At 71.4% G+C, this 25,012-nt stretch carries 22 protein-coding genes; 8 read left to right on the top strand and 14 right to left on the bottom strand.

Annotated elements, in window-relative coordinates:
• Positions 1-73: 73 nt before the first annotated feature.
• From ABZW60_RS27355 to ABZW60_RS27345, 3 genes are read right to left on the bottom strand one after another with little or no spacing between them, the layout of a single operon-like run.
• Positions 74-1,264: an acetate kinase gene (locus tag ABZW60_RS27355; protein ID WP_355481468.1), complete on the bottom strand. Its 1,191-nt coding sequence runs from the start codon at positions 1,262-1,264 to the stop codon at positions 74-76.
• Positions 1,261-3,339, bottom strand: coding sequence for a phosphate acetyltransferase (gene pta / locus ABZW60_RS27350; RefSeq protein WP_355481466.1), 2,079 nt, complete (start codon positions 3,337-3,339; stop codon positions 1,261-1,263). The genes ABZW60_RS27355 and pta overlap by 4 nt, the downstream gene beginning before the upstream one ends.
• A gap of 10 nt (positions 3,340-3,349) precedes the next feature.
• Positions 3,350-3,973: a TetR/AcrR family transcriptional regulator gene (locus tag ABZW60_RS27345; RefSeq protein ID WP_355481464.1), complete on the bottom strand. Its 624-nt coding sequence runs from the start codon at positions 3,971-3,973 to the stop codon at positions 3,350-3,352.
• Positions 3,974-4,063: 90 nt separating this feature from the next.
• On the opposite strand from ABZW60_RS27345, the gene ABZW60_RS27340 reads away from it, so the two are divergent.
• On the top strand, positions 4,064-4,813 hold the full coding sequence (locus ABZW60_RS27340; RefSeq protein WP_355481462.1) for an SDR family oxidoreductase: 750 nt from the start codon (positions 4,064-4,066) through the stop codon (positions 4,811-4,813).
• Between the two features lie 19 nt (positions 4,814-4,832).
• On the opposite strand, the gene ABZW60_RS27335 is transcribed toward ABZW60_RS27340, so the two are convergent.
• The 3 genes from ABZW60_RS27335 to ABZW60_RS27325 form a co-directional block, all read right to left on the bottom strand.
• Positions 4,833-5,222 carry a VOC family protein gene (locus ABZW60_RS27335; protein WP_355481460.1) on the bottom strand — a complete coding sequence of 130 codons (390 nt, stop codon included), beginning with the start codon at positions 5,220-5,222 and terminating at the stop codon, positions 4,833-4,835.
• A 65-nt stretch (positions 5,223-5,287) separates the two neighbouring features.
• Complete coding sequence (locus ABZW60_RS27330; RefSeq protein WP_355481458.1) at positions 5,288-6,022, bottom strand: WYL domain-containing protein; 735 nt, start codon at positions 6,020-6,022, stop codon at positions 5,288-5,290.
• A gap of 38 nt (positions 6,023-6,060) precedes the next feature.
• Entirely contained in the window at positions 6,061-6,687 is a 627-nt protein-coding gene (locus ABZW60_RS27325; protein ID WP_355481456.1) for a VOC family protein, read from the bottom strand.
• 126 nt (positions 6,688-6,813) lie between these two features.
• Here ABZW60_RS27325 and ABZW60_RS27320 point away from each other — a divergent pair, with 126 nt between their 5' ends.
• The gene (locus tag ABZW60_RS27320; protein WP_355481454.1) at positions 6,814-8,529 is read left to right on the top strand and encodes a sodium:proton antiporter; all 1,716 of its coding nucleotides are present in this window, start codon (positions 6,814-6,816) and stop codon (positions 8,527-8,529) included.
• Between the two features lie 3 nt (positions 8,530-8,532).
• Here ABZW60_RS27320 and ABZW60_RS27315 read toward each other — a convergent pair whose 3' ends face one another.
• Positions 8,533-9,936 (bottom strand): sulfatase-like hydrolase/transferase, encoded by a 1,404-nt coding sequence (locus ABZW60_RS27315; protein WP_355481452.1) that lies wholly within the window; start codon positions 9,934-9,936, stop codon positions 8,533-8,535.
• Between the two features lie 65 nt (positions 9,937-10,001).
• On the opposite strand from ABZW60_RS27315, the gene ABZW60_RS27310 reads away from it, so the two are divergent.
• Both ABZW60_RS27310 and ABZW60_RS27305 read left to right on the top strand, forming a co-directional pair.
• Positions 10,002-11,129, top strand: a complete 1,128-nt coding sequence (locus ABZW60_RS27310; RefSeq protein WP_355481450.1) for an ROK family protein — start codon at positions 10,002-10,004, stop codon at positions 11,127-11,129.
• The gene (locus tag ABZW60_RS27305; protein ID WP_355481448.1) at positions 11,126-12,733 is read left to right on the top strand and encodes an alpha-L-arabinofuranosidase C-terminal domain-containing protein; all 1,608 of its coding nucleotides are present in this window, start codon (positions 11,126-11,128) and stop codon (positions 12,731-12,733) included. The genes ABZW60_RS27310 and ABZW60_RS27305 overlap by 4 nt, the downstream gene beginning before the upstream one ends.
• On the opposite strand, the gene ABZW60_RS27300 is transcribed toward ABZW60_RS27305, so the two are convergent.
• The 5 genes from ABZW60_RS27300 to ABZW60_RS27280 form a co-directional block, all read right to left on the bottom strand.
• Complete coding sequence (locus ABZW60_RS27300; RefSeq protein WP_355481447.1) at positions 12,734-13,306, bottom strand: GNAT family N-acetyltransferase; 573 nt, start codon at positions 13,304-13,306, stop codon at positions 12,734-12,736.
• Entirely contained in the window at positions 13,303-14,904 is a 1,602-nt protein-coding gene (locus tag ABZW60_RS27295) for a RecQ family ATP-dependent DNA helicase (RefSeq protein WP_355481445.1), read from the bottom strand. Before ABZW60_RS27295 ends, ABZW60_RS27300 begins: the two co-directional genes overlap by 4 nt.
• Before the next feature lie 54 nt (positions 14,905-14,958).
• The gene (locus ABZW60_RS27290) at positions 14,959-15,534 is read right to left on the bottom strand and encodes a dihydrofolate reductase family protein (RefSeq protein ID WP_355481443.1); all 576 of its coding nucleotides are present in this window, start codon (positions 15,532-15,534) and stop codon (positions 14,959-14,961) included.
• A gap of 91 nt (positions 15,535-15,625) precedes the next feature.
• Positions 15,626-16,360 carry a class I SAM-dependent methyltransferase gene (locus ABZW60_RS27285; RefSeq protein WP_355481441.1) on the bottom strand — a complete coding sequence of 245 codons (735 nt, stop codon included), beginning with the start codon at positions 16,358-16,360 and terminating at the stop codon, positions 15,626-15,628.
• 26 nt (positions 16,361-16,386) lie between these two features.
• The gene (locus tag ABZW60_RS27280) at positions 16,387-17,031 is read right to left on the bottom strand and encodes a VOC family protein (RefSeq protein ID WP_355481439.1); all 645 of its coding nucleotides are present in this window, start codon (positions 17,029-17,031) and stop codon (positions 16,387-16,389) included.
• A 98-nt stretch (positions 17,032-17,129) separates the two neighbouring features.
• Here ABZW60_RS27280 and ABZW60_RS27275 point away from each other — a divergent pair, with 98 nt between their 5' ends.
• Positions 17,130-18,080 carry a helix-turn-helix domain-containing protein gene (locus ABZW60_RS27275; protein WP_355481437.1) on the top strand — a complete coding sequence of 317 codons (951 nt, stop codon included), beginning with the start codon at positions 17,130-17,132 and terminating at the stop codon, positions 18,078-18,080.
• Here the strand turns inward: ABZW60_RS27275 and ABZW60_RS27270 are convergent.
• Complete coding sequence (locus ABZW60_RS27270) at positions 18,077-18,760, bottom strand: GAF and ANTAR domain-containing protein (protein WP_355481435.1); 684 nt, start codon at positions 18,758-18,760, stop codon at positions 18,077-18,079. The genes ABZW60_RS27275 and ABZW60_RS27270 overlap by 4 nt on opposite strands.
• 186 nt (positions 18,761-18,946) lie before the next feature.
• On the opposite strand from ABZW60_RS27270, the gene ABZW60_RS27265 reads away from it, so the two are divergent.
• On the top strand, positions 18,947-19,609 hold the full coding sequence (locus ABZW60_RS27265; protein ID WP_355481433.1) for a transglycosylase SLT domain-containing protein: 663 nt from the start codon (positions 18,947-18,949) through the stop codon (positions 19,607-19,609).
• Positions 19,610-19,620: 11 nt separating this feature from the next.
• Positions 19,621-20,226, top strand: a complete 606-nt coding sequence (locus tag ABZW60_RS27260; RefSeq protein WP_355481431.1) for a DUF1684 domain-containing protein — start codon at positions 19,621-19,623, stop codon at positions 20,224-20,226.
• 1 nt (position 20,227) lies between these two features.
• On the opposite strand, the gene ABZW60_RS27255 is transcribed toward ABZW60_RS27260, so the two are convergent.
• Complete coding sequence (locus ABZW60_RS27255) at positions 20,228-22,381, bottom strand: DEAD/DEAH box helicase (protein ID WP_355481429.1); 2,154 nt, start codon at positions 22,379-22,381, stop codon at positions 20,228-20,230.
• Positions 22,382-22,566: 185 nt separating this feature from the next.
• Between ABZW60_RS27255 and ABZW60_RS27250 the strand changes: the two genes are divergently transcribed.
• Positions 22,567-25,005: a phosphoketolase family protein gene (locus ABZW60_RS27250; protein ID WP_355481427.1), complete on the top strand. Its 2,439-nt coding sequence runs from the start codon at positions 22,567-22,569 to the stop codon at positions 25,003-25,005.
• Positions 25,006-25,012 lie beyond the last annotated feature (7 nt).

Genomic DNA, 25,012 nt, shown 5'->3' with positions numbered 1-25,012 from the left:
CGTCCTCGAGCGGCTGGGGCCGGGACGCGTCTTCTACACCCTGCCGACCGCCGTCGAGGCGTTCCGCAAGGAGTCACCGGGCAGCTAGCACCTCGACGGCCTGCCGGGCGATCTCCCATTCCTCGTTGGTGGGGACGACCAGTACGGCGACCGGGCTGTCCTCCGCGGAGGCGAAACCGTCCTCGGGGTCGGCGTTCCGCACGGGGTCGAGGTGGATGCCCAGACCCTCCAGGCCGTGCAGCGCGGCGGCCCGGACCTCGGCCGAATGCTGCCCGACACCGGCGGTGAAGACGATCGCGTCGACGCGTCCGAGGACGGCGTAGTACGCACCGACGTACTTCTTGAGCCGGTAGCTGTAGACGTCGAACGCGAGCTGGGCCCGCTCGTCACCGGCCGCGCGCCGGCGCGACACCTCACGGAAGTCGTTGGCGCCGCTGAGGCCTTTCAGCCCGGACTCGGAGTTGAGCGCGCGGTCGGTCTCCTCGGCGGAGCGTCCCGCGACCCGCGCGAGGTGCCCGTGGATCGCGGGGTCGAGGTCGCCCGACCGGGTGCCCATGACGAGACCCTCCAGCGGCGTCAGGCCCATCGACGTGTCCACCGACGTCCCGCCGCGGACGGCGGTCGCCGAGCAGCCGTTGCCGAGGTGCAGCACGATCAGGTTGAGGTCCCGCAGGTCGCGGCCGAGCAGCCGCGCGGCCTGCCCGGACACGAACGAGTGCGACGTGCCGTGGAACCCGTAGCGCCGGATCCCGTACTCGTCCAGCCAGGAGCTCGGCACCGCGTAGGTGTAGGCGTGCGGCGGCAGCGTCTGGTGGAACGCGGTGTCGAACACCGCGACGTGCGGCAGGTCCGGGAGCAGCCGCCGCGCCACCTCGATGCCCTCGAGATTCGCCGGGTTGTGCAGCGGAGCCAGCGGCACGAGGTCGGTCACCGCCGCGATCAGCTCGTCGTCCACCAGCGCCGGCGCCGCGAACCGGTCGCCGCCGTGCACGACCCGGTGCCCGACCGCCACGATGTCGACGTCACCGAGCGCGGGACCGTGGGTCTCGAACGCGCGGACGGCGGCTTCCAGCGCGGCTTCGTGATCGGCGACGGCGTGGTCGTCGTCGGCGTCACCGTCCGGCCCGTGGTGCACGTGGTGGCTCTGGTCCTCGCCGATCCGCTCGACCAGCCCGGTGGCCGCGGCCTCGCCCGACTTCGCGTCGACCAGGCTGTACTTCAGCGACGAGGACCCGGCGTTGATCACCAGGACGTGCTCGCTCATCGGGTCGCCTCCTGCTGCGCCTGGATCGCGGTGATCGCGACGGTGTTGATGATGTCCCGGACGGTGGCCCCGCGGGACAGGTCGTTGACCGGCTTGCGCAGGCCCTGCAGGACCGGGCCGACCGCGACCGCGTTGGCCGAGCGCTGGACGGCCTTGTACGTGTTGTTGCCGGTGTTCAGGTCCGGGAACACGAACACCGTGGCCCGCCCGGCGACGGGGGAGTCCGGCAGCTTCGTCCGGGCCACCGCGACGTCGATCGCGGCGTCGTACTGGATCGGGCCCTCGACCGGCAGCCGCGGGGCGCGCTCCCGGACGATGTTCGTTGCCTTGGACACCTTCTCCACGTCGGTGCCGGTGCCGGACGAGCCGGTGGAGTAGGACAGCATCGCGACCCGCGGATCCACCCCGAAGGCGGTCGCGGTCGCGGCGGACGAGATCGCGATGTCCGCCAGCTGCTCGGCCGTCGGGTCCGGGTTGACCGCGCAGTCGCCGTACACCAGGACCTGGTTCTGCAGGCACATGAAGAACACCGACGAGACCACCGAGACGTCCGGGACGGTCTTCACCACCTCCAGCGCCGGCCGGATGGTGTGCGCGGTGGTGTGCACGGCGCCGGACACCATCCCGTCCGCGAGCCCGAGCTGGACCATCATCGTGCCGAAGTACGACACGTCCCGGACCAGTTCGCGGGCCCGGTCGAGGTCGACGCCGCGATGCTGCCGCAGCCGGTGGTACTCGGCGGCGAACCGCTCGGTCAGGTCGCTGTGCTCCGGATGGACGACCTGCGCCGCGGACACGTCGACGCCGAGGCTCGCGGCCTTCGCGCTGATCAGGGTCGGATCGCCGAGCAAGGTGAGGTCGGCGACGCCCCGGCGCAGCAGCACGTCGGCCGCGCGCAGGATCCGCTCCTCGTCGCCCTCCGGCAGCACGATGTGCCGGCGGTCCGACACCGCGCGGTCGACCAGCCGGTGCTCGAACATCAGCGGCGTCACCGCGCTGCTGCGGGCCAGCGCGAGCTGGTCGAGCAGCGCCGGGCCGTCGACGTACTGGTCGAAGAGCGCCTTGGCCGTGTCGATCTTGCGCGGCGAGTCCTTGGTGAGCCGGCCGCGGACGGCGGTCAGCCTCGCGGAGGTTGCCTGCGTGCCGAGGCCGGTCTCGATGATCGGCAGCGTGACGCCGAGCCCCTCGATCAGCCGCTGCACCTGGCCGGGCAGCTCGAAGCCGCCGTTCAGCACGATCGCCGAGATCTGCGGGAAGGTCCGCGAGGCGTGCGCCATCAGGACGCCGAGCACGACCTCCGGGCGGTCCCCGGCGGTGACGACCGCGGCGCCGTCGAACAGCCGGTCGAGCACGTTCGGCATCGTCATCCCGGCGATCATCAGCCCGGTGACCTCGCGGGTCAGCAGCTGCGGGTCGCCGCTGAGCAGCGAGCCGTCGACCGGCGCGAGCAGGTCGGCGACCAGCGGCTGGTTCAGCACCGGCTCCTCGGGAATCGCGAACGCCGGCGCGCCGATGCCGTCGAGCGCGGCGAGCAGCGGCTTGCTCTCGCCGTCCACGCGGTTGGCGATCACCGCGAACAGCGAGCCGTGGTTCGCGGTCAGCTCGGCCGCGGCCATGTCGGCGATCGCCCGGACGTCGTGCGGCGTCCGGCCGAACCCGTTGACCACGAGCAGCACCGGCGCGCCGAGGTTGGCCGCGATCTTGGCGTTGAACGAGAACTCGGTCGGGGTGCCGACGTCGGTGTAGTCGCTGCCGACGACCAGCACCGCGTCCGCGTGCTCGGCCACCGCGTGGTACCGCTGCACGATCGTGTCGAGCGCGGCCTCCGGGTCCGCGTGCACCTGCTCGTACGTCACGCCGACGCCGTCCTCGTACGACTGCTCGACCGCGTCCTGCGAGATCAGCAGGTCGAGGACGTAGTCACGCCCGCCGTGCGTGGCGGTGTCGGCCCGCACGATCGGCCGGAACACGGCCACCCGCCCGACCCGCCGGGACAATTGATGAAGCACCCCGAGCGCGACCGTCGACTTCCCGGTCGTCCCCTCCACCGAAGCAACGTAGACACTGCTACCCATACCGCGAACCCTACGGAACGGCGGGCCGCGTCAAGGCGTGCAGGTGGTCGATCATGGTGTCGACCGCGATCCGCAGCGGGGCGGGGTCCCGGCTGACCTGGCTGAGCAGCAGTCCGCCCTGGACGGCCGCGAGCATCGCGACGGCGAGCTCACCCGGATCCGCGTCGGCAGCGAGCTCGCCGCGTTGCTGCATGTCGGCCAGCCCCTGTCGGATCAGCTCCTGCCAGCCCGCGAAGGCGGCGGCCAGCTGGGTCCGGGCGACCGGATCGCTCTCGGAGAGGTCACTTGCCAGCGATCCCAGCGGGCACCCGCCGACGCACTGCATCTCGGTCAGGATGTTGACCATCACGTCCCGCCAGCGGCCGAGCGAGTCGATCGTGTCCAGACGTTGCAGACAGTCCTGATGGACGTCGAGCACCTGCGTCGTCTGGTGGTCGATCACCGCCGTCACGAGGGCGTCCTTGCCGGGGAAGTAGTGGTACAGCTGCGAGGGGCTGACACCGGCCGCGGCCTGGATGTCCTCGATCGTGGTGCGGGCGACGCCGTGCTCGAGCATCAGCCGCGCCGCCGCCACGACGATCCGGTCGCGGGTCGCCTGGCCCTTCCTGGTCAGCCGCCGGGCGATCTCCGTCATACCACCACCGTACGGATTTTGGAGTTGATACTCCAATTTCGTCGGCGAACTATCGGTACCGGAAACTCCAACCAGAGGATGGAACCCGATATGACGCAGGACTTCGCCGGCCGGACCGCACTCGTGACCGGCGGCAACAGTGGGATCGGCCGCGCCGTGGCCGGGCAGCTCGCGCGGCGTGGCGCGCACGTGGTGATCAGCGGGCGGGACACCGCCCGGGGGAGCAGGGCGGTCGAGGAGATCCGGGCCGGCGGCGGTACGGCGGACTTCGTGCAGGCGGATCTGACCGACCTGGCGAGTGTGCGGTCGCTGGCCAAGCAGGCGATCGAGCTCGGCGGCGGGCACGTCGACGTACTGGTCAACAACGCCGGCATCTTCCCGTTCGGGCCGACGGCCGAGGTGCCGGACAGCGACTTCGACGCGGTGTACGCCGTGAACGTCCGGGCGCCGTTCTACCTGGTCGCCGAGCTGGCCCCGTTGATGGCGGCGCGCGGCTCGGGCGCGATCGTCAACGTCACGACGATGGTCGCGTACGTCGGCATGGCGGGCATGGCGGCGTACGGCTCGAGCAAGGCGGCGGTCGAGCTGCTGACCCGGGCCTGGGCGGCCGAGTTCGGCCCGGCCGGTGTCCGGGTGAACGCGGTCAGCCCGGGCCCGACCCGGACCGAGGGCACTGCTGTGATGGGCGAGAACCTCGACAACCTCGCCGGGACGACGCCGCTGCAGCGGGTCGGGACTCCGGACGAGGTCGCCGAGGGCATCGTCTTCCTCGCCTCCGACGCCGCGTCTCTGGTCCACGGCGCCACCCTCCCCGTCGACGGCGGCCGCCTCGCGGTCTGAGGTGCGGCGGTCCCGGCCGTCAGTCGGGGCGCGGGGTGAAGACCGCGAACTGGCTGCCGGCCGGGTCCCGGAGGTAGGCGAAGTCCGGTGTGCCGCCGCCGGTGCCGATGCGCTTGTTCACCACGGTGCCGCCGAGCTGCTCGGCCTCGGCGCAGGTCTTCTCGACGTCCGCGACCAGGATGTAGAAGACGGCGTGGTTGGGCAGCTCGCCGTTCGTGGCGAACAGGCCGCCCATCGGCTGCTGTGCACCCGCTGCCGTGATGTTGCGGTAGTCGAGCCCGCCGGAGGTCAGGCTCCCGGACGACTCGAACGACCAGTCGAAGAGGCCGCCGTAGAACTTCTCGGCGGTCTCCGGGTCGTCGCTCGCGACCTCGAACCAGGCCAGCGTGCCAGGGGCGGGAGTACTCATGGATCTCTCCTTCGACGTAGGGCTTGTGTCAACGAGAACCACGCTCCCAGCGGTTCGCGACAGCCCTATGTCGGTGTTGGAAAAAGATCCTCGGGACGCAGCGCGGCGGCCGGGAGCTTGGTCTCGTACCCGTCGACCTGCAGCGGGCCCGACGCCGGCGGTCGCAGCGGCAGCGTCGCGGTCGGCTCGGCCTTGGTGATCCGGTCCATCCGGAACACCCGCTCCTCCTGCCGCAGATGGCACCAAGCCGTCAGGTACGACCCGTTGGGCCCGACCACGACCTGCTGCGGCTCGATCTCCCGGAGCGTCTCGACGCCGTCGCCGTTCGTGTACTGGACCCGCAGGACCCGGTTGTCGCGCACCGCCCGCCAGACCTGCTCGGCGATCTCGCCGTCCGGGTCCGGCACCGGGCGGACGAGCAGCCGGACCTTGGCCGCGGCCGTCCGCGCTTCCTCGAGATCGCGCGGCGGCATCGCGGCGACGATCTTCTGCAGCGCGCTCCGGGCGTCCCGCGCGAACAGCACGTGGTCGCTGCGGCTCAGCGCCACCGCGACCGCCATCGCCTCCCGCGCGCTGAAGTTGAGCGGCGGGAGGCTCATCGAGCGATCCACCGAGTACCCACCGGTGCGGCCCTGTTTGGTCGCCAGCGGCACGCCGGCCTGCCCGAGCGCGCTGAGATCACGCTCGATCGTCCGCACGCTCACCTCGAACCGCGCCGCCAGTTGCCGCGCTGTCCGCCCTCGTGGTCCCGCCGCGCGCAGCTCCTCCGCGAGCGCGTACAGCCGATCGATCCGGTTCATACCCGCAGGCTAGGGGCGACCACGGACAGATTCAGGTCCTACTCCGGAAGCTCGGCGCCGGTGCGCTCGGCGACCATGTAGGCGGCGTACCAGGCCGGCCAGTTCTCGTCGGCCTTGCCGGTCCGGGCCTCGTGCTCACCGTGGGCTGCGGCGGCGCGCTTCAGCGCGTCCTCCAGGTCGGCGACCGAGCTGTACGTCGCGTCGTCGACGCGGCCGGGCAGCCGCTTGGTGACCTCCTGCAGCAGCCAGGTGTTGCCGTCGGGGTCGCTGAACGTTGCGAACGAGCCGTAGCTGGACCGCTCGTCGGCCGGCCCGGTCACCCGGGCGCCGGTGTCGCCTGCTTCGAACTGGGCGCCCGGCGCGGCCGGGTGGAACACCTCGCTGACCTTGGCGCCGAGCGCGAGCAGCTCGGACCGGGCCGCCTCCACATCCGTGACGACCAGGTACAGGCCCTGGGCCGTGCCCGGTGCCGCCGTCGTGATGTTCGTGCCGAACTGGACCGAGGCGGGGGAGCCCGGCGGGGTGAACTGGACGACCCGGAACCCGTTGTCGAACGCGAAGTCCGCGTCCAGCCGCCAGCCGAGGCCGGTGTAGAACTCCTTGGCGCGATCCGTGTCGGCGACCGGGACGACGACGGCTTCGAGCTTCAGGTCGGTGCTGGTCATGACTTCCTCCTGGGATCGACGTGTTTCGCTGACCCCTAATCTGCCGCTCCGCGGCCCCCGTGACACCAGTGAGAATCCCTGGTCATTACCCGGGCACCCCGGTGCCCGGCCTTAGAGTGCTGTCACGTGGACCACCAGATCGTTCTGATTGCCGGAGCGGGGCTCGCGATCATGATCGCGGCCTCGGTGTTCGCGCGGCGGACCGGCGTCGCCGCCCCGCTGCTGCTGGTCGCGCTGGGCATCGGGGCGAGCTACCTGCCGAGCACGCCGGCCATCCACATCGAGCCGGAGATCATCCTCGCCGGGATCCTCCCGCCGCTGCTGTACGCGTCGGCGGTGCAGCTCCCGGTGCTCGACGTCCGCCGGAACTTCGGGCTGATCGCGTGGCTGTCGATCGTGATGGTGATCGTGTCGGCGCTGGTGATCGGTGCGCTGGTGCACGCGCTGTTCCCGAGCATCCCGTTCGCGCTCGCCACGGCGCTGGGCGCGGTCGTCAGCCCGACGGACGCGGTGGCGGCCTCCGCGATCGGGCACCGGCTGGGGCTCCCGCCACGCCTGATGACCGTGCTGGAGGGCGAGAGTCTCGTCAACGACGCCTCGGCCCTGGTCGTCCTGCGGACCGCGGTCGCGGCGCTCGCCGTCACCACTCACTTCAGCCTCGGCCACACGGTCCTCGACTTCGCCTGGGCGGTCGTCGGCGCGATCCTGATCGGCGTGGTCATCGGGGTGCTCACCGTTGTCCTGCGCCAGCGACTCGACGACCCGGTACTGAACACGACCATCTCCTTCGCCGTCCCGTTCCTCGCCTACTTCCCGGCCGAGGAGGCGCACGCGTCCGGCGTCCTGGCCGTGGTCGTCGCCGGACTGCTGACCGGGGCGCTCGGCAGCCGGAAGTTCAGTGCCCGCGACCGGCAGACGCAGGCCACCACCTGGACGACGATCAGCTTCGTCCTGGAGAGCGGCGTCTTCCTGGCGATGGGATACCAGCTGCCCGAGCTCGTCGACGACGCCCGCGCGGAGACGACGCTCGGCGAGATCACCGCGCTCGTCCTGCTGGTGGTCGGCCTGCTGGTCGTGCTGCGCTTCCTCGGGCTGGCGTGGCCGGCGCTGCAGGGCCGGTTCGGGCGCAACGACCGCACCGAGCAGGTCCGCGCGCAGCTGGACCAGTTCGAGGAGCACCTGGACTCGATGGAGCCGTCCGGCGCACGCGAGGAGAACCGGCTCGCCTGGGCCCGCAAGCGGCTCGCCCGCGGCCGCGCGGACGCCGACTTCGAGGAGCGCGAGCCGATCACCGGCCGCGGCCTGCTGGTGCTGGCCTGGGCCGGGATGCGCGGTGTCGTGACGGTCGCCGCCGCCCAGACCATTCCCGCCGGTACGCCGCACCGCGCGACCGTCGTACTCGCGGCGTTCATCGTCGCGCTGATCACGCTCGTGCTGTTCGGCCTCTCGCTGCCCGCGGTGATCGCGCGGATGCGGTTCCGCCCGGAGAGCGCCGAGGACAAGCGCGACTCGGTGCAGGCGCTGATGCGGCAGATCGGCGAGGCCGCGATCGACGCGGTCGGCCCGCTCGAGGAGCAGACCGTCGACGGCGAGGCACTCGACCCGGTCGTGGTCAGCACGCTGAAGGACCGGATCGTGCCGCGCCTGGTCACCGGCAGCAGGCAGCTCCGGGAGACCAAGGCGGACACCCGGGAGCAGATGGAGATCCTGCAGCGCCGCTACCTCGACGCGATGCGCGAGGCCCTCGGGAACGAGCGCAGCATCGGGGCCTACAGCTCCGAGACGTACCGGCAGGTCGAAGGCTTCCTGGACACGGTCGAGCAGCGCTTCTCGACCGCCTGAGCGTCACCAGTCCGCGACGCGCTCCTGGCTGCGGTCCTCGGTGGCGACCAGGACGTCGAGGAGGAACTCCTGCAGGTCGGTGCGGATGTCGCGGTGCAGCGGGTCGTCCCACAGGTTCTGCAGCTCGTCCGGATCGGCGGCGAGGTCGTACAGCTCGCCGGTCCGCTCCCTGGAGGTGGCGGGGGAGCCGTGCTGGACGATCAGCTTCCAGCGGTCGCGCCGGAGCATCGTGAGGTGCACCGGCGCCGGGTACGGATGCCCGCTGTTGCGGTACTCGCTCAGCGCCCAGCCGCGACCCGTCGCGGTGCGCGAGGTGGCCAACGGCAGGAGATCCTGCCCCTCGCCGCGGACCGGAAGCCCGGCGGCGGTGAGAATCGTCGCCGACAGGTCGACCCACTGGACGAGTTCGTCGCACCGGGCGCCGGCGGGGATGGCCGAGGGCAGGCGCATCACCAGCGGGACCCGGACGGCCTGGTCGTACATCATCGGCCCCTTCAGCATGAGCCGGTGGTCGCCGAGCATCTCGCCGTGGTCGCTGGTGAACATCACCAGGGTGTCGTCGGCAAGCCCTTCGGCGTCGAGCGCGTCGAGGATCCGGCCGACCTCGTCGTCGACGAGCGTCACCATCGCGTAGTAGGCGGCCTTGACCTCCTGCAGCTCCTCCGGGCTGTACGACGTGAAGCCGCGCGCGTGTCCGGCGTACGACGCGTGGGACGCCTCGGTCTGGATCGGCGGCTTGCCGGTCAGGTCGTCCGGCAGCGGGCGACTGAGCTCCCGGTCGCGGTAGCGGCGGACGTATTCCTCCGGGGCGCCGAAGCCGTGGTGGGGGTCGAAGAAGTTCGCGACGAACAGGAACGGCTTGTCACGGTCGCGGGAGTGGGTGAGGAAGTCGATCGTCTGCTCGCCGATCCAGTGGCTGTAGTGCAGCTCGGTCGGCAGCGTGTCGTAGTCGACGTCCGCGCCCGCGAGGTCGGGGCGCAGCGTGTGCAGCCAGCGGTGGTACTCGTTCTCCGACGAGCCCGGGTACGGATCGTGGGCCCAGCGGAAGACGCGGAAGCCGTCGTCGTGCCGCTTCTCGGTCCGGCCGCCGAAGCACGCGTTGAGGTGGAACTTGCCGACCAGGCCGCAGTCGTAGCCGGCGTCGGCGAGGTCCTTGCTGAACAGCCGTGCGCCGTCGGGCAGGCCGACGCCGTTGGCCCACAGGCCGTGCTGGTGGACGTAGCGACCGGTCATCAGGCTGGCACGCGAAGGACCGCAGACCGGGTTCTGCACGTAGCAGTTGCCGAACAGGACGCCCTGGCTCGCGAGCCGGTCGAGGTTCGGCGTGTCGATCTCGTCGTTGCCGGCGGCACCCAGCGCGGAGAACCGCTGCTGGTCGGTGCAGAGAAGCAGGACGTTAGGCGGCATGCGGACCAGTCTATTAAATCTGGAGCATTGACAAAAAGAGGGCGTGCCGGTCAGAGTCGGATGCCGTGGGGACGGAACCGTCCGGGCCGCTGCGGCTGCTCCGGGAGACACACGAGGAACGAGTACTCACCGCACTCCGCACGCGCGGCGCGCTGACCCGCGCCCAGCTCGTCGAGCACACGAACCTGTCCCGCGCGACGCTCTCGTCCATCGTCCAGACCCTCCTCGGCCGCCAGGCCCTGACCGAGACCGGCGAGGAGGCGAGCACCGGCCGGGGACGTGGACGGCCGGTGTCGCTGCTGACGCTCAACCCGGCCGGCGGGCTCGCGCTGGGCCTGGACCTCGGGCACCGCCGTATCCAGGTGACGATCGCGAACGTCGCGCACGAGGCCGTCGCGTCGGGCGAGGTCGCCTGTGCGGAACGTACGCCGTGGCCGCGCCGTCTGCGGCTCGCGCTGGACCTCGTCGACGACTTGACCACCCGGTACGAGATCTCGCTGACGGCACTCGCGGGCGTCGGCGTCGGAATCGTCGGGCCGGTCGACGAGGCCACCGGAGCCTCGAACGACCGCGTGGCTCTGGTGCGTGACACCCTCCGCGCGCGCTTCGGCGTACCTGTCTTCGTCGACAACAACACGCGCCTCGCCGCGCTGGCCGAAGCGGTCTGGGGCGCCGGTGCCGGTGTGAGCAGCGCGTTGTACCTGCGGTTGTCGTACGGCGTCGGCGGTGGGCTCGTGCTCGGCGGGCGACTGTTCGCGGGCGCGGGTGGCGCGGCGGGGGAGCTCGGGCACATCAGCGTGGACCGCGACGGCCCGGCGTGCCCGTGCGGTGGCCGCGGCTGTCTCGAACGGTACGTCTCGCTCACGACCCTGCAGGAGCAGTGCGCTGACATCCTCGACGCACGCGACGCGACGGCGCGGGACCTGCTCGTCGACGCGGGAACGCGGGTCGGCGAGGTGCTCGCGGCCGCCTGTAACACGGTCAACCCGGAAGTCGTCGTGATCGGCGGGGAGTTGGCCGAGACCGGCGACCACCTGTTCGACCCGCTGCGTGCCGCGTTCCACCGCTACACCCACAGCCAGGTCCGCCGCACCGCGCGACTCACCCGCGCGGCCCTCGGGCACGACGCCGCGGCCCGCGGCGGCATCGCCCTCGTTCTCACGACCACGCCGCAGGAGGCCTCCCGCCCGTGACATCCGCCGCCACGATCGACATCCGCCGCGACCGCCGGCACACCATCGACCCGATGATCTACGGGCACTTCCTGGAGTCCGCGTTCTTCGGCAACATCGAGGGCGGCGTGTTCGACGAGGGCTCGCCGCTGGCGTACGGCGGGGACGACGCGCGCAACGGCCTGCGGCGGGACGTGATCGGCCTGTGCCGGGAACTCGGGCTCCCGGTGGTCCGCTGGCCGGGCGGGAACTTCACCTCGCCGTACCGCTGGGAGGACGGTGTCGGGCCGCGCGACTCCCGGCCGCGGCGCCTCGAGCTGGCCTGGGGCTCGGAGGAGACCAACCGCTTCGGCACCGACGAGTTCCTCGCCTGGTGCGCCGAGGTCGGGACCGAGCCGTACCTCGCGCACAGCTGCCGCGACGTCGACGACGCGGTCCGCTGGGTCGAGTACACCAACTACGGCGGCGACACCGAGTACGCCCGGCAGCGCGCCCGCAACGGCCATCCGGCACCGTACGGGGTGAAGTACTGGGGCCTCGGCAACGAGGTGTACGGCGACTGGCAGATGGGCCACCGCACCGCCGCCGCGTACGCCGCCGACGCGGCCGAGCACGCCCGGTTCATGCGCGCCGTCGACCCGTCGCTGAAGTTCGTCGCGGTCGGCAAGACCGACGACCGCGACGGCTGGACCGAGACCGTACTAGGGGCCGTGGGCCACCAGATCGACTACCTGTCGTTCCATCTGTACGGCGCAACCACGCAGCTGATCGACGGTGCCGCGGAGTACGACGCGATCGTGGCCCAGTCGCTCTACTTCGAGCAGCAGATCGTCGAGTACTCCGACCTCGTCGGCCGCTGCGCCGGCGACCGCCCGCTCGCGCTGTCCCTCGACGAGTGGAACATCCGGCACGTCGAACCCACCGCCTGGCCGGACCCGCAGCCGTCGGACGACGGCGGCACGGTCGCGCGCGACGTCGACGGCCTGCCGGCCGGTCCGGCCCACCGGGTCAACCGGTGGAGCCCCAGAACGCTCGCCGACGCGCTCTTCTACGCCGGTGTCTTCCACGCGTTGCACCGCGCCGGCGGCCGCGAGATCCCGGTCGCGATGGCGAACACGGTGAACCTGCTCAACGCGAACGGCGTGATCGTCGCGCGGCCCGGCGGTGCGGTGCGCGCGGCGACGTACCACGTCTGGGACCTGTACCAGAACCACCTCGGCCCGGTCGCGCTGTCCGCCGACGTCCGGTCGCCCGGGAAGCTGACCGCCGTCCGGCAGGGCGACGAGCGCGACCGCCGCGGGGACTTCCGCAGCTACCCGGCGACCGTGCCGGACCTCGACGTCTCCGCGACGCAGACGACCGACGGGCGGTCACTCCGGGTCGCGGTCGTCAACCGCCACCGCGACGCGGGGATCCGCGCCGCGCTCACGCTCGACGAGAGCCACGAGGCCCTGCCGACCCGAGCGGCCGTCAAGCTACTGACGGCCGGCGACGTCCTCGCGACCAACACCTTGACGACGCCGGACGCCGTCAGCCTGCGCGATCTCGGGAGCACCGAACTGGTGGACGGCTGCTACGACTTCCCGCCGCACAGCATCACCCTGCTGTCCTTCGATCTCAGCTGATCAGCGGAGGTCGAGGCGCATCAGGATGCGTGGATGGCCGGCCAGTGTCGACGTGGTGTCGGCGGCCTTGGCGAACCCGGCGTGCTCGAAGTTCTTGCGGATGCCGGCGTACGCCATCGTCAGGTCGACCTTGTCGTCGCCGTTGTCGAGCGGATAGGCCTCGACGACCGGGGCGCCGTTCTCGCGGGCGAAGTCGACGGCACCGGCGATCAGCGCGTGCGAGATCCCCTGACCGCGATGGCCCGGCCGGACCCGGATGCACCACAACGACCACACCGGCAGGTCGTCCACGTGCGGGATCTTCCGGTTCCGGGCGAACGTCGTCGCCGCGCGCGGTGCGATCGCGGCCCAGCCGACCGGCGTGTCACCGTCGTAGGCGAGGACGCCGGGCGCGGGCGTCGCCTCGCAGAGCCCGGCGACGTACTCGGCGCGGGCCGGTCCGCGCAGTTCGTTGTTGAGCTTGGACGGGATCCGGTAGCTGAGGCAGAAGCACACGTTGGCCGTCGGCGACTTCGGCCCGATCACCGCGCGCACGTCCTCGAAGACATCGGCGGGCCGTACGTCGATACTCACGGCGCCACCTCGGCTCGCAGGAGTTGGTTGTGGATCATGAACGCGGTCCGGAGCTCCTTGTAGCCGACGCGGTCGAACAGGACCGTCATCGCGGTGCCGTCGTAGTGCTCGACCAGCCCGGCGCCGAAGGTGCGATGCACGACCCGGCTGCCGACCGGGAACGGCTGGTCCTCGGGCGGCGCCGCGGTCCGGCCTGCCAGGTCGTTGTCGCAGTTGCCGCACGGACCGTCGTACCGCTCGCCGAAGTAGCTGAGCAGCCATTCGCGCCGGCACCCGCCGTACTCGGCGTACGCCGCCATCATCTCGACCCGGGAGCGGGCCACCTCGCGGCGGTCGTGCTCGACCGCGGCCGCGGCGGTGACGGCCTTGTCCACCGCCGTGGTCAGACGGAAGTGGTGGCTGACGGCAACGACCCGGGCGTCGGTCAGCCGGCCCAGGGCACGCTCGACCCGGGCCGTGCCCAGACCGCTGGCCGCGGCCAGCGCGGCGATGTCCTCCGGCCGGTGGTCGTGGATCGCGGTGGCGACCGCGAGCAGGTCCTCGTCGGTGACGCCGCCGGAGGCGAAGAACCGGTTGAGGCCGAGGTCGGCGTGCCGGAAGAACAGCTCGATGTCGGCCGGTTCGCCGTCGCGCCCGGCGCGCCCGATCTCCTGGTAGTAGGCGTCGACCGAGGACGGCGCCTCGGCATGGCTCACCCAGCGGATGTCCGGCTTGTCGATCCCCATCCCGAACGCGATCGTGGCGACCACGACCCGGCAGCCGCCGGCGAGGAACGTGTCCTGCACCTCGCGGCGCTGCTTGGCCGGCAGCCCGGCGTGGTACGCCTGCGCGGCGACGCCGGCCGTGGCCAGGTCGTGCGCCAGCTCCTCGGCGTGGCGGTGCGTGCCGACGTACACGATGCCCGGGCCGCGCGACGAGCGGACGTGGCTGAGCAGCCGGCGGTTCTTGGTGTCGTCGTCGGCGAACGTGAAGACCGCGAGGTTGAGGTTCGGGCGGTCGAACCCGCCGACCACGACGGCGGGCTCGTTCAGCTCCAGGCGATGCACGATCTCCTTGCGGACCGGCGGCGCGGCGGTCGCCGTGAGCGCGAGGACCGGCGGGCGTCCCATCGCGCGGATCGCGGTCGCGAGCCGGAGATAGTCCGGCCGGAAGTCCTCGCCCCACTCGCTGACCAGATGTGCCTCGTCGACGGCCACCAGCGTGGGCCGCGACGCGGCGAGCAGGTCGAGGACGTCGGGGTGCGTCAGCTGCTCGGGGGACAGCAGCACGAACCCGGGCCGGTCGCTCGTCAACAGGTCGTGGGCGGCGTGGCGGCCGGCGCGATCGGTCGCGTTCAGCTCCGCGACCTCGACACCGGCCGGACGCAGGGCCCGCAGTTGATCCCGCTGCAACGCCACCAGCGGACTGACCACCACGGCCACCCCGCCGAGCGCCAGCCCGGCCAGCTGGTAGATCGCCGTCTTCCCGGTCCCGGTGGCCAGGACGGCGAGCACGTCCCGCCCGTCGAGCACCGCCCGTACGGCGTCCTCCTGGCCCGCCCGCAGCGACTCGAATCCGAGCCGCTCGCGGGCGAAAGCTGCGACGTCGACCACACCCATGCCGGAACCGTAATACAGGCCCAGGACAGGCTCAGGACAGGCTCAGTGCTGTGATCAGCGCTGGACGGAGTACACCAGCTTCTGGATGCCGTTCTTGTACGACTCGCTCGAGACGAGCTCGAGCTGGGTCTTGTCGCGGTCGGCGTCGCTGAACAGGCGCTTGCCGGCGCCGAGCAGCACCGGGAAGACGAGCAGGTTGTACTGGTCGATCAGGCCCGCGTCGGACAGGTTGCGGTTGAGCGTGGCGCTGCCGTTGACGATGATCGGCCCGCCCTCGGTCTCCTTCAGCGCGGCGACGTCGTCGAGGGACCGCAGGATGGTGGTCTCGCCCCAGTTCGTCACCAGGTCGCTGTCCTGCAGCGTGGTCGACACGACGTACTTCGGCATCGCGTTGTAGCCGGCGAACTCCTCGGTCATCCCCGGCCAGACCGGCGAGAACGCCTGGTAGCTGAGCCGGCCGAGCAGCAGTGCGGTGGCCTCGGTCTGCTCCTCGCCCTTGAGTGCGTACGCCGCCTCCTCGAACGCGATGTCCTTGAAGGTCCAGCCCGAGTTGCGGTAGCCCGGCTCGCCGCCGGGGCCCTCCACGACGCCGTCGAGGGAGATGAACGCGGTGGTGATGAGGGAACGCATCTGAAGCTCCTTGGATCTGTGGTGAGTGGTGCTCGTGCCTGTGCGTCGTGCGGGTGCCGGGGCGCTCGACATCCGTCAGGTGTGACGCCGGTCACACCGTACTGACGATCCAGGCCGCGGAGTCGAACAGGACGCCGTCGCCGCTGTCGTGCGCCGAGAGCATCGCACGAAGCGCGCTGCGGGCGCGGTCGGCCTCGGTGGCCGACAGCTCCGCGAGGAGGGCCTGCGGCTCCCGCAGCCGGAGGATGTTCTGGTACGCCGACTCGACGTCGGGACCGTAGTACAGCCGTTCGTGGACCGCGGTGAAGGTGGGATCGGCGAACCCTGCGGACGTCAGGACCTCGCGCGTGACAGCCGGGTCGCCGAGCGTGAACGGAGACTCGTCGCGGAAGTCCCCGCCGATCGTCTCCGGAATCACCCGCGCCCACTCGTTGGCGGCGCGCGGCTGCCAGACCATCGCGACCAGCCGCCCGCCGGGTCGCAGCGCCCGCCGCAGATTGCCGAACGCGCCGACCGGGTCCGCGAAGAACATCACCCCGAACCGGCTCAGGCACACGTCGAAGGCGGCCGTCCCGAAGTCGTACGTCGCGGCGTCCGCGAGCAGGTAGCTGACGTGCTCGTCCGAGGTGTGCTGCCGGGCATGGTCCAGCATCCGCTCGGACACATCCACCCCGAGCACCTGGCCCGGTGCTGCGTCGGCGGCCGCCTGGCGCGTCGTCTGTCCGCCCCCACACCCGACGTCCAGCACCCGATCCCCGGCCCGCACCCCGCAGGCAGCCCTGAACCGCGCCTGCAGGAAGCGCATCTCGGCGTCGTAGTCGAACACGCCCCAAGGCTAGGGCTGCGGCTAGGTCAGGCAGGGACGAACTGCACCTGGTTGCCGTCCGGGTCGCCGGCCGCCGGGCCGGGGTCGGCGGTGGCGAGCGCCAGGTGAGCGATCGGCGTGGCCGGTGCAGGCACGAGTTTCAGGGCGTCGGCGCCCAGGCGGAAGGTGTCGTCGGCGACCCGCTCCATGCCGAGATGGGTGCCGTAGAAGTCGATCGCGGCGTCGCGATCGGGCGCCGCGATCGCGATGTGCGCGAACGCCCGCGCCGGGCCGGTCGTGATCGGCGCGACGCGGAACTGCTCCGAGCGCTGCAGCAGCTCGACGCGAACGCCGTTCGGGTCGGACAGGAAGGCGAGCCGCCCCTGCCCGCTGCCGGCCACCCGCGGCGACGAGATCTCGGCGTACCCGAGCGCCGTCAGGCGCGCGTAGTCGCCGTCGAGGTCGTCGGTCATGAAGCCGATGTGATTCAGCCCGTACGTCGCCTCCGGGTCGGGCTCCTCGCGGTGCAGCAGCTCGACCAGGCCCGTCACCAGCTGGATGTGCACCCGGTTGACCCGCGGACCGGCCATGAACAACCGGTCGACCACCTCCGCCCCGAGCCCGCCGTAGAACGCCAGGCTCGCCTCGAGATCCCGCACCGGTCCGCCGACATGGTTCAGCTCGTAGATCACCAGTTCACCGTAGCAAGCGCTTTCCCGTGATGCCTGCCGACCGGCGCGCCATCCGCCGCGGTCGCCAAAGATCGGCCGGTCGATGCAGGATGGGGGTCATGGAGTCACTGGTGTTCGAGAGCCGGGACCTGGGGCGGACCGAAGAGTTTCTGAACCGGGCGTACACGAAGATGCAGATCGGCGGCAGTCCGGCCGACGTGCGGACCCGGATCGAGCGGGCGGCCGCGGAGTCGATCACCGTGGACCGGATCGAGATCGGGTTCGAGATGAGTTACGACGCCGATCCGCTCGGCAAGATCTGCCTGTGCGAGGTCTACTCGGGCAGCATCGTCGACCACGCGACCGACGGCTGGGAGGACGGGTTCCGCCCGGGGGACCTGGTCTCGTTCGCGCCCCCGGACCAGCCGTACGCCGGGAAGATCGCCCGCTCGTCGTACAGCATCACGATGTTCGACCCCGCGCTGCTGACCCGGGTGGCGGGCGTCGGCCGGAAGAACAACGCGCCGGTGCGGCTGCTCGGCCATCGGCCGCGGTCCCGCCAGGCCGCCCGTCAGCTGTCACAGACGATCGCCTATCTCGCCGAGACGTTGCCCAACCCGGCGGTCCAGACCTCGCCGCTCGTGCTCGCGTCGGTCTCCCAGCTGCTCGCCTCGAGCGTCCTCGCCACCTTCGCGAACTCGGCCGACGCGACCCCTGAGCAGGTCGGCGCGGACAGCCGGGACGCGCGGCCCGCGACGGTCCGCCGGGCACTCACGTTCATGGAGTCGAACCTCGACCAGGCCCTCGCGATCGCCGACATCGCGGCCGCGGCCGGCGTCACCGTGCGCGCGCTGCAGACGGCCTTCCAGCGGCACCTCGGGACCACGCCGCTCGCATACCTGCGCCGGCTGCGCCTGGAGGAGGTGCGCGCGGAACTGCTGGCCGCCGACCCGTCCGAGCAGACGGTCGCCGCGGCCGCGGCCCGCTGGGGCTTCCACCACCACGGCCGGATGACCGCCGCGTACCGCGAGCTGTACGGCGAGCTGCCGAGCACGACGCTGGCGCGTTAGGGCAGCTTCCGGGTGTCGATGAGCTGCTGCGCGACGTCGCGGAGCTTGGTGTTGGTGTCCTGCGAGTAGCGCTTGAGGACGGCGAAGGAGCGGTCGGCGTCCATGTCGTAGCGCTCCATCAGGATGCCCATCGCCTGCCCGACGAGCTTGCGGGCGTCGATCGCCAGGGCGAGGGACTCCTCGTGCCGCGCCGACGCGAGGGCGACGGACGCGTGCCGGGCCAGGATGTGCGCGACCGCCTCGTCGTCGGGCCCGAAGGCGTCGGGATCCGGGCTGTACAGCCCGAGCACGCCGACCGCCCGGCGGGACTCCGACCCGGTCACCAGCGGCACGTCGAGGACGCTGCGGACCCCGAGCGCCGAGACCGCCTCGGCCCACACCGGCCAGCGGTCGTCGGTACCGGTGTCCCGGATCAGGATCGGTGTGTGGCCCTGCATCGACTCCACCAGCGGACCGCGCTGGGTCCCGATCTGGAGCTCGAAAACCTCGGCGACCACGGGATCGGTCACGGCGGCGACCTCCGGACGCGCGCCGCGGGTCGCGAACGCGATGCCGGCGTAGGTGCAGTTCAGCGCCTGCAGGGCGAACTGCACGACGGCGTCGACGGTCTCCTCGACGCTGGGCGCGTCGTGGAGCTCGAGGGCGAGGCGCGCGAAGGCCGAGGCCGTCGTGTCGCTCATCGGGTCGATCATGGCCATATCGTTTTTTCTCCTGGCGGTCCGGCGGGGGTGCCCGCCGTCGGGCTGCCGTGCACACATCATGCGGCCGGTATGACCGGTTCGGCTGCGATCTGTCCCGTTTCCCGCACAATTTGCGTTCTGTGGACAGGCCGGGGTTCGCCCTCCGGCTAGGTTTGAGGGGTGCAGGTGGCGAAGCGGTGGGGGTGGGTCGCGGTCGGGGTGTTCGTGGCGGGGGTCTGGGCGGCCTGCTCGGACGACGGCAGCACCACCGAACCGGTGACCGCGCCGCCACCGACGGTCAGCAAGCCGGTGCCTTCGAAGCCGGCAGCCACCCGGTCGACGAGCTCGAAGCCCTGGTACGACGACTACGACCCGGCGCACTTCGCCGCCGACGTCCGGCGGTACGCGCGGCAGGCCGGCATCAACCCACAGTTGCTGATGGCAATCTTGTACAACGAGTCGTACAAGCCGCACGACCCGAAGTTCGAGCGGCAGTGGGCCGAGGTCGACTCCGACCCGGCGTTCGGGATCGCGAACATGCACAAGCCCGCGTTCGACGAGACCAAACGCGGCCGCCCGTTCGCGAAGCGGAGGTGGGAGGAGCTGCCGGACGACCCCGCACTGGCGATCCAGGCAGCGGCCTGGCACCTGCACGACCTGGCGAAACGACTGCCGTCCGACCGCGCGGACCTCTACGCCAAGGACGAGTTGCTTGCCCTCGGCTACAACGCCGGCGGCGGCAACATGCGGATCTTCGCTCGCGGCCGCAAGGCCGGTGCGCAGGCCCGGTCGTACCTCGACCGGCTGCACGGCAACTGGGCGAAATCCGCCGAAGCACTCAAGAGCTGACAGGAGCACCTGTGACCTTCACGGCACCCGAACTGGCCGTCGCCGACTGGCGCCGGCAGGTCTTCGAGCTGTACCGATCCGTCCGCGCCGAGCCGGACCCGGCCGCCGCCCACACCCACTGGCAGACCGGCCGCAACGACCTGCTGAGGAATCACCCGGCCTCGCCCGTGCCGGGTGAACAGCGCGCGCAGTACGCCGGGGCACCCGTCGCCGCCTACGACCCGCAGTACCGTTTCGAGGCCACCGTCGACACGGACGTGAAGCCCTTCACCTGGGAGTTCCAGTCGGCGACGGACGGCGTCATCCCGTTCTCCCGCGTCGGCGTACTGCACCTGCCGATCGGCGACCTGGACGTGTGGTGGCTCGAGTCGTACGGCGGCGGCCTCTTCGTCCCGGTCAAGGACCCCAGCCGGTCGACGTACGGCGGGGGCCGCTACCTGCTCGACACGGTCAAGGGCGCCGACCTGGGCGGTGACCTCGCCACCGGCCGGCTAATCGTCGACCTGAACTTCGCCTACAACCCGTCCTGCGCGTACAGCCCGGACTGGACCTGCCCCCTCGCACCGGCAACCAACACCCTGGGTGCCGAGTTGCCGGTGGGGGAGTTGTCAGGCTGACTCAGGCGGCCGCTTCCAGCGCCCGGGTGAGCAGCGCGACCAGCGCCTCGAGCTGGAAGTCGGCCGACGAGCCGACCTCTTCGTCGGAGCCGTCGAGCGCCATCGCGGCCAGGCCGGCCTTGGCGTCGATGAGGTCCGCGACCCGGGTGTCGATGGTCTGCGCGGCGATGATCCGCCACGCGGTGACCGGCTCGTCCTGGCCGATCCGGTGCACCCGGTCGATCGCCTGGGTCTGCTCGGCGTTCGTCCAGGACAGCTCGGCGAGCACGACGTTCGACGAGACCTGGAGGTTCAGGCCGACACCGGCGGTCAGCAGCGAGCAGACCGCGATCGCCACGTCGGGGTCGTTGACGAAGGCGTCGATGTTCTTCTGCCGGGTGCGCGCGGTCTGGTCGCCACGGATCGACGAGTACCGGATGCCGCGCTCGGCGAACAGTTCCTCGGCGGTGTCCATCACCTCGATGTGGCGGGCGAAGAACACCACCTTGCCGACGTTCTGGGCGAGCTGCGCCGCGTAGTCGGCGGCCAGGCCGGCCTTGGCCTGACCGATCCGGCGGAACAGGCTGAACACGTTGTCGCCGGTCTTCTTGGCGGCCATCTCGGCCCGCTCCCAGCCGGCCACCTGGCGCACCAGGTCGTGGTCGATGCCGTCCACGACGATGCCCAGCCGGCGCGTCTCGAGCGCCGTCCGGTACCGCGCGACCAGCCGGTCGGCCAGCTCCCGCTCGGCGTCGCGGATCGAGCGGCCGACGGCGCCGTCCAGCTCGACCGGGAGGTCGGCGATCCGGCGCGCGGGGATGTCGGCGGCGACGTCCACCTTGCGGCGGCGGACGATGCCCATGTCGATCACGCTGGCCCGGGCGGCCGCGGCGAAACCGGGATCGGCCGGCGTCAGGTCGGTGTCGTCGAGCTTGTCCATCAGCTCGGCGCGCGGCGCCTTCTCGTCGATCCAGCCGAGGAACTCCCAGATCGCGGTGAAGTCCTCGATCGAGTTGATCAGCGGTGTACCGGTGAGCGCCATCAGCAGCGGCCGCACGCTCCGGGACCGGATCCGGTCCGACAGCTCGAGCACGTTCCGCGACCGCTGGGACTTCTTGTTCTTGATGAAGTGCGCCTCGTCGACCACCATGCCGCGGAAGCCGAGGTCGCCGAGCCAGCCGACGTGCCGGTCGAGGACCTCGTAGTTCACCACCACGATGTCGGCGAAGCCGTCGATCGTGTCGCCGTCGCCGTGGATCACCGTCGGCGTCCGGCGCGGGGTCCAGAGGCCCGCCTCGCGCGCCCAGTTCGTCTTGACGACGTTCGGTACGACGGCGAGCAGCGGATACGCGTCGGCGGCCTGGGCGGCGAGCAGGGCCTGGGCGGTCTTGCCCAGACCGGGCTCGTCGGCGAGCAGGAAGGTCCGGTGACCGGCCGCGGCGGCGGCGATCAGGCGGGCCTGGTGCGGCATCAGCTCCAGGCCGCGCAGGCGGAGCGCGTCGATGCCGCCCGCCAGCCGGAGCGACGTCGGGTCGGGCAGGCTCATACTGGCCGACGCCGCGGCGTGCTCGAAGGAGCGCAGCAGCGGGCCGATCAGCTCCCAGCCGCCGAGCCGGCTCGGCCGGGCCGGCCGGGACGGGGCGTTCGAGAAGTCCGGGGCCAGGAACGGGTTGGCGAGCTGCCGGGAGACGACCGCCTGCGGCACGACCCGCCGGGTCTGCGTCTCCGGGGGAGCGACGGGTTGCTCCGGCTCGGGCTCCTCGGGCGCCTCCATCCCGGCGTCCTCGAGCATCTGCCGCCGGAGCGCGGCCGCGGCCTCGGAGATCACCGCGTCCTCGGCCAGCAGGCCGAGCAGCGAGGGCTCCAGGGCGGCGGTCTTGGCCAGGATCGTGGCGATCCCGTCGAGCCGCCGCAGCTGCTCGGTGCGGTACGCCTCGGTGGCGGACTCGGCGCCGTTCACCCGGGCCCGCTCCTCGCGGACCAGCAGGGCGACGACCTGGAACTTCGTCCGGGTCGACGGCTTGATCGCGCCCCGGGTGACCGCGGCCTCGACCTCACGCACGGCCTGCGCGAGGACCTGGATCAGTCCGTCGGACTCGCCGTCGCGGACACGGCGCCGGCGACGGGGAGCGGAACGGGTAGCGCCGGGCTGGCGCTGACCTCGTCGGGCCAACATTTCCTCCTGTGTCGTGCCACGGCGGAGCCGTGACGGAATACCGGACCGCGCGAGGACCGACCCGCCGACGAGATGCCACCCGGTGTCGTCCAGAGGGCCGGTCAGAGGGTCCTCCAGGAACGCGGCTCAGAATGCACCGCTCCTGTGTGCACGATCGAGAAACCATGCTACCCGCACTCTCCCGAATGTTGCAGACCGGCACCGGGTACCAGTGCGGACGCCCGAAGAACTTCTCCGATTCCCGAGGGGCGACCGTGGAGCGGATCGAGGCCGAGGTACTGCGTGACGACGAACTCCAGGGCATCGACGCGTACTGGCGCGCGGCCAACTACCTGTACGTCGGGCAGATCTACCTGCTCGCCAACCCGCTGCTCCGGGAGCCGCTGCGCCCCGAGCACATCAAGCCGCGGCTGCTCGGTCACTGGGGGACGACGCCCGGCCTGAATCTGGTCTACGCGCACCTCAACCGGGTGATCCGGCAGCGCGACCGGGAGATGCTGTTCGTGACCGGCCCCGGCCACGGCGGGCCGGCGCTGGTGGCGAACACCTGGCTGGAGGGCAGCTGGACCTCGGCGTACCCGAACACCACCCGGGACGAGGCCGGGATGGGGCGGCTGTTCAAGCAGTTCTCGTTCCCCGGAGGTGTCCCGAGTCACGTCGCCGCCGACGTCCCGGGGTCGATCAACGAGGGCGGCGAGCTCGGTTACTCGCTGAGTCACGCGTACGGCGCGGCCGCGGACAACCCGGACCTGGTCGTGACCTGTGTGGTCGGCGACGGCGAGGCGGAGACCGGTCCGCTCGCGGCGTCGTGGCACTCGAACAAGTTCCTGAACCCGGCGCGCGACGGCGCCGTCCTGCCGATCCTGCACCTGAACGGCTACAAGATCGCGAACCCGGCGGTGCTCGCGCGGATCGGCGACGAGGAACTGACCGCGCTGATGCGGGGGTACGGGTACGAGCCGTACCTGGTCGAGGGGTCCGAGCCGGCCGCGGTCCACCAGGCGCTGGCGGCGACCCTGGACGTGTGCCTGGACCGGATCGACGAGATCCAGCGCGAGGCGCGATCGGCGGGGGACGCGCCGCCGCGGCCCGCGTGGCCGATGATCGTCCTGCGGACGCCGAAGGGATGGACGGGCCCGCGGACGGTGGACGGTGAGCAGGTCGAGGACACCTGGCGGTCGCATCAGGTGCCGCTGTCCGGCGTCCGGACGGACGAGGACCATCTCCGGCAACTGGAGTCGTGGCTCCGCAGCTACCGGCCCGAGGAGCTGTTCGACGGGCAGGGCCGTCCGGTGCCGGAGCTGCTCGAGCTCGCGCCGGGGGAGCGGCTGCGGATGGGGTCGAACCCGCACGCGAACGGCGGCCTGCTGAGCCGTGACCTCGAACTGCCGCCGGTCGAGGAGTACGCCGTACCGGTGAAGGCGCCGGGCGCCGAGGACGGGGAGCCGACGAAGGTCTTCGGCACGTTCCTGCGGGACGCCTTCCGGCGCAACCCGGACAACCTGCGGCTGTTCGGGCCGGACGAGACCGAGTCGAACCGGCTGGGCGCGGTCTACGAGGAGACGGACAAGTTGTGGCTCGCCGAGCGGCGGGACACCGACCGCCACCTGGGCCCGGACGGCCGGGTGCTGGAGATCCTCAGCGAACACACCTGCCAGGGCTGGTTGGAGGGGTACCTGCTCACCGGGCGGCACGGTCTGTTCTCGTCGTACGAGGCGTTCGTTCACATCGTCGACTCGATGGTCAACCAGCATGCGAAGTGGCTGAAGACGATCAACCACCTCGACTGGCGGCGGCGGATCCCGTCGCTGAACTACCTGCTCACCTCGCACGTCTGGCGGCAGGACCACAACGGCTTCTCGCACCAGGACCCGGGGTTCATCGACCACGTGGTGAACAAGAAGGCCGAGGTGGTCCGGGTCTACCTGCCGCCGGACACCAACACGCTGCTGTCCACGATGGACCACTGCCTGCGGACCCGGAACTACATCAACGTCGTTGTCGCGGGCAAGCAACCGCAGCCGAACTGGCTGGACTGGGACGAGGCCGCCGTGCACTGCGCGCGCGGCGTCGGGGTCTGGGACTTCGCCAGCAACGATGGCGGCGACCCGGACGTGGTGATGGCCTGCGCGGGCGACGTGCCGACGATGGAGACGCTCGCCGCGGTCGACCTGCTCCGCGAGCACGTGCCGGACCTGCGGATCCGGGTCGTGAACGTCGTCGACCTGATGCGGCTGCAGGACGCCGCCGAGCATCCGCACGGGCTGCCGGACCGGGACTTCGACGCGCTGTTCACCACGGACAAGCCGGTGATCTTCGCCTACCACGGCTACCCATGGCTGATCCACCGCCTCACCTACCGCCGGCACGGCCACGCGAACCTGCACGTCCGCGGGTACCTCGAGGAGGGGACGACGACCACGCCGTTCGACATGGTGGTGCGCAACAACCTCGACCGGTACCACCTGGCGATGGACGTCATCGACAGGGTGCCGTCGCTCGGGTCCCGCGCGGTGTCGGCGCGGCAGTACTTCATCGACCAGCGCACCCGTCACCATGCGTACGTCACGCGGTACGGCGAGGACCTGCCCGAGGTCCGGAACTGGCGCTGGTCGGCGGAGTAGCGCGACT

Source organism: Kribbella sp. NPDC003557 (genome assembly GCF_040610805.1).
Taxonomy (GTDB): domain Bacteria; phylum Actinomycetota; class Actinomycetes; order Propionibacteriales; family Kribbellaceae; genus Kribbella.
Note: the sequence above shows the minus strand (reverse complement) of the source record. Positions and strands in the feature narration are given on the sequence as shown.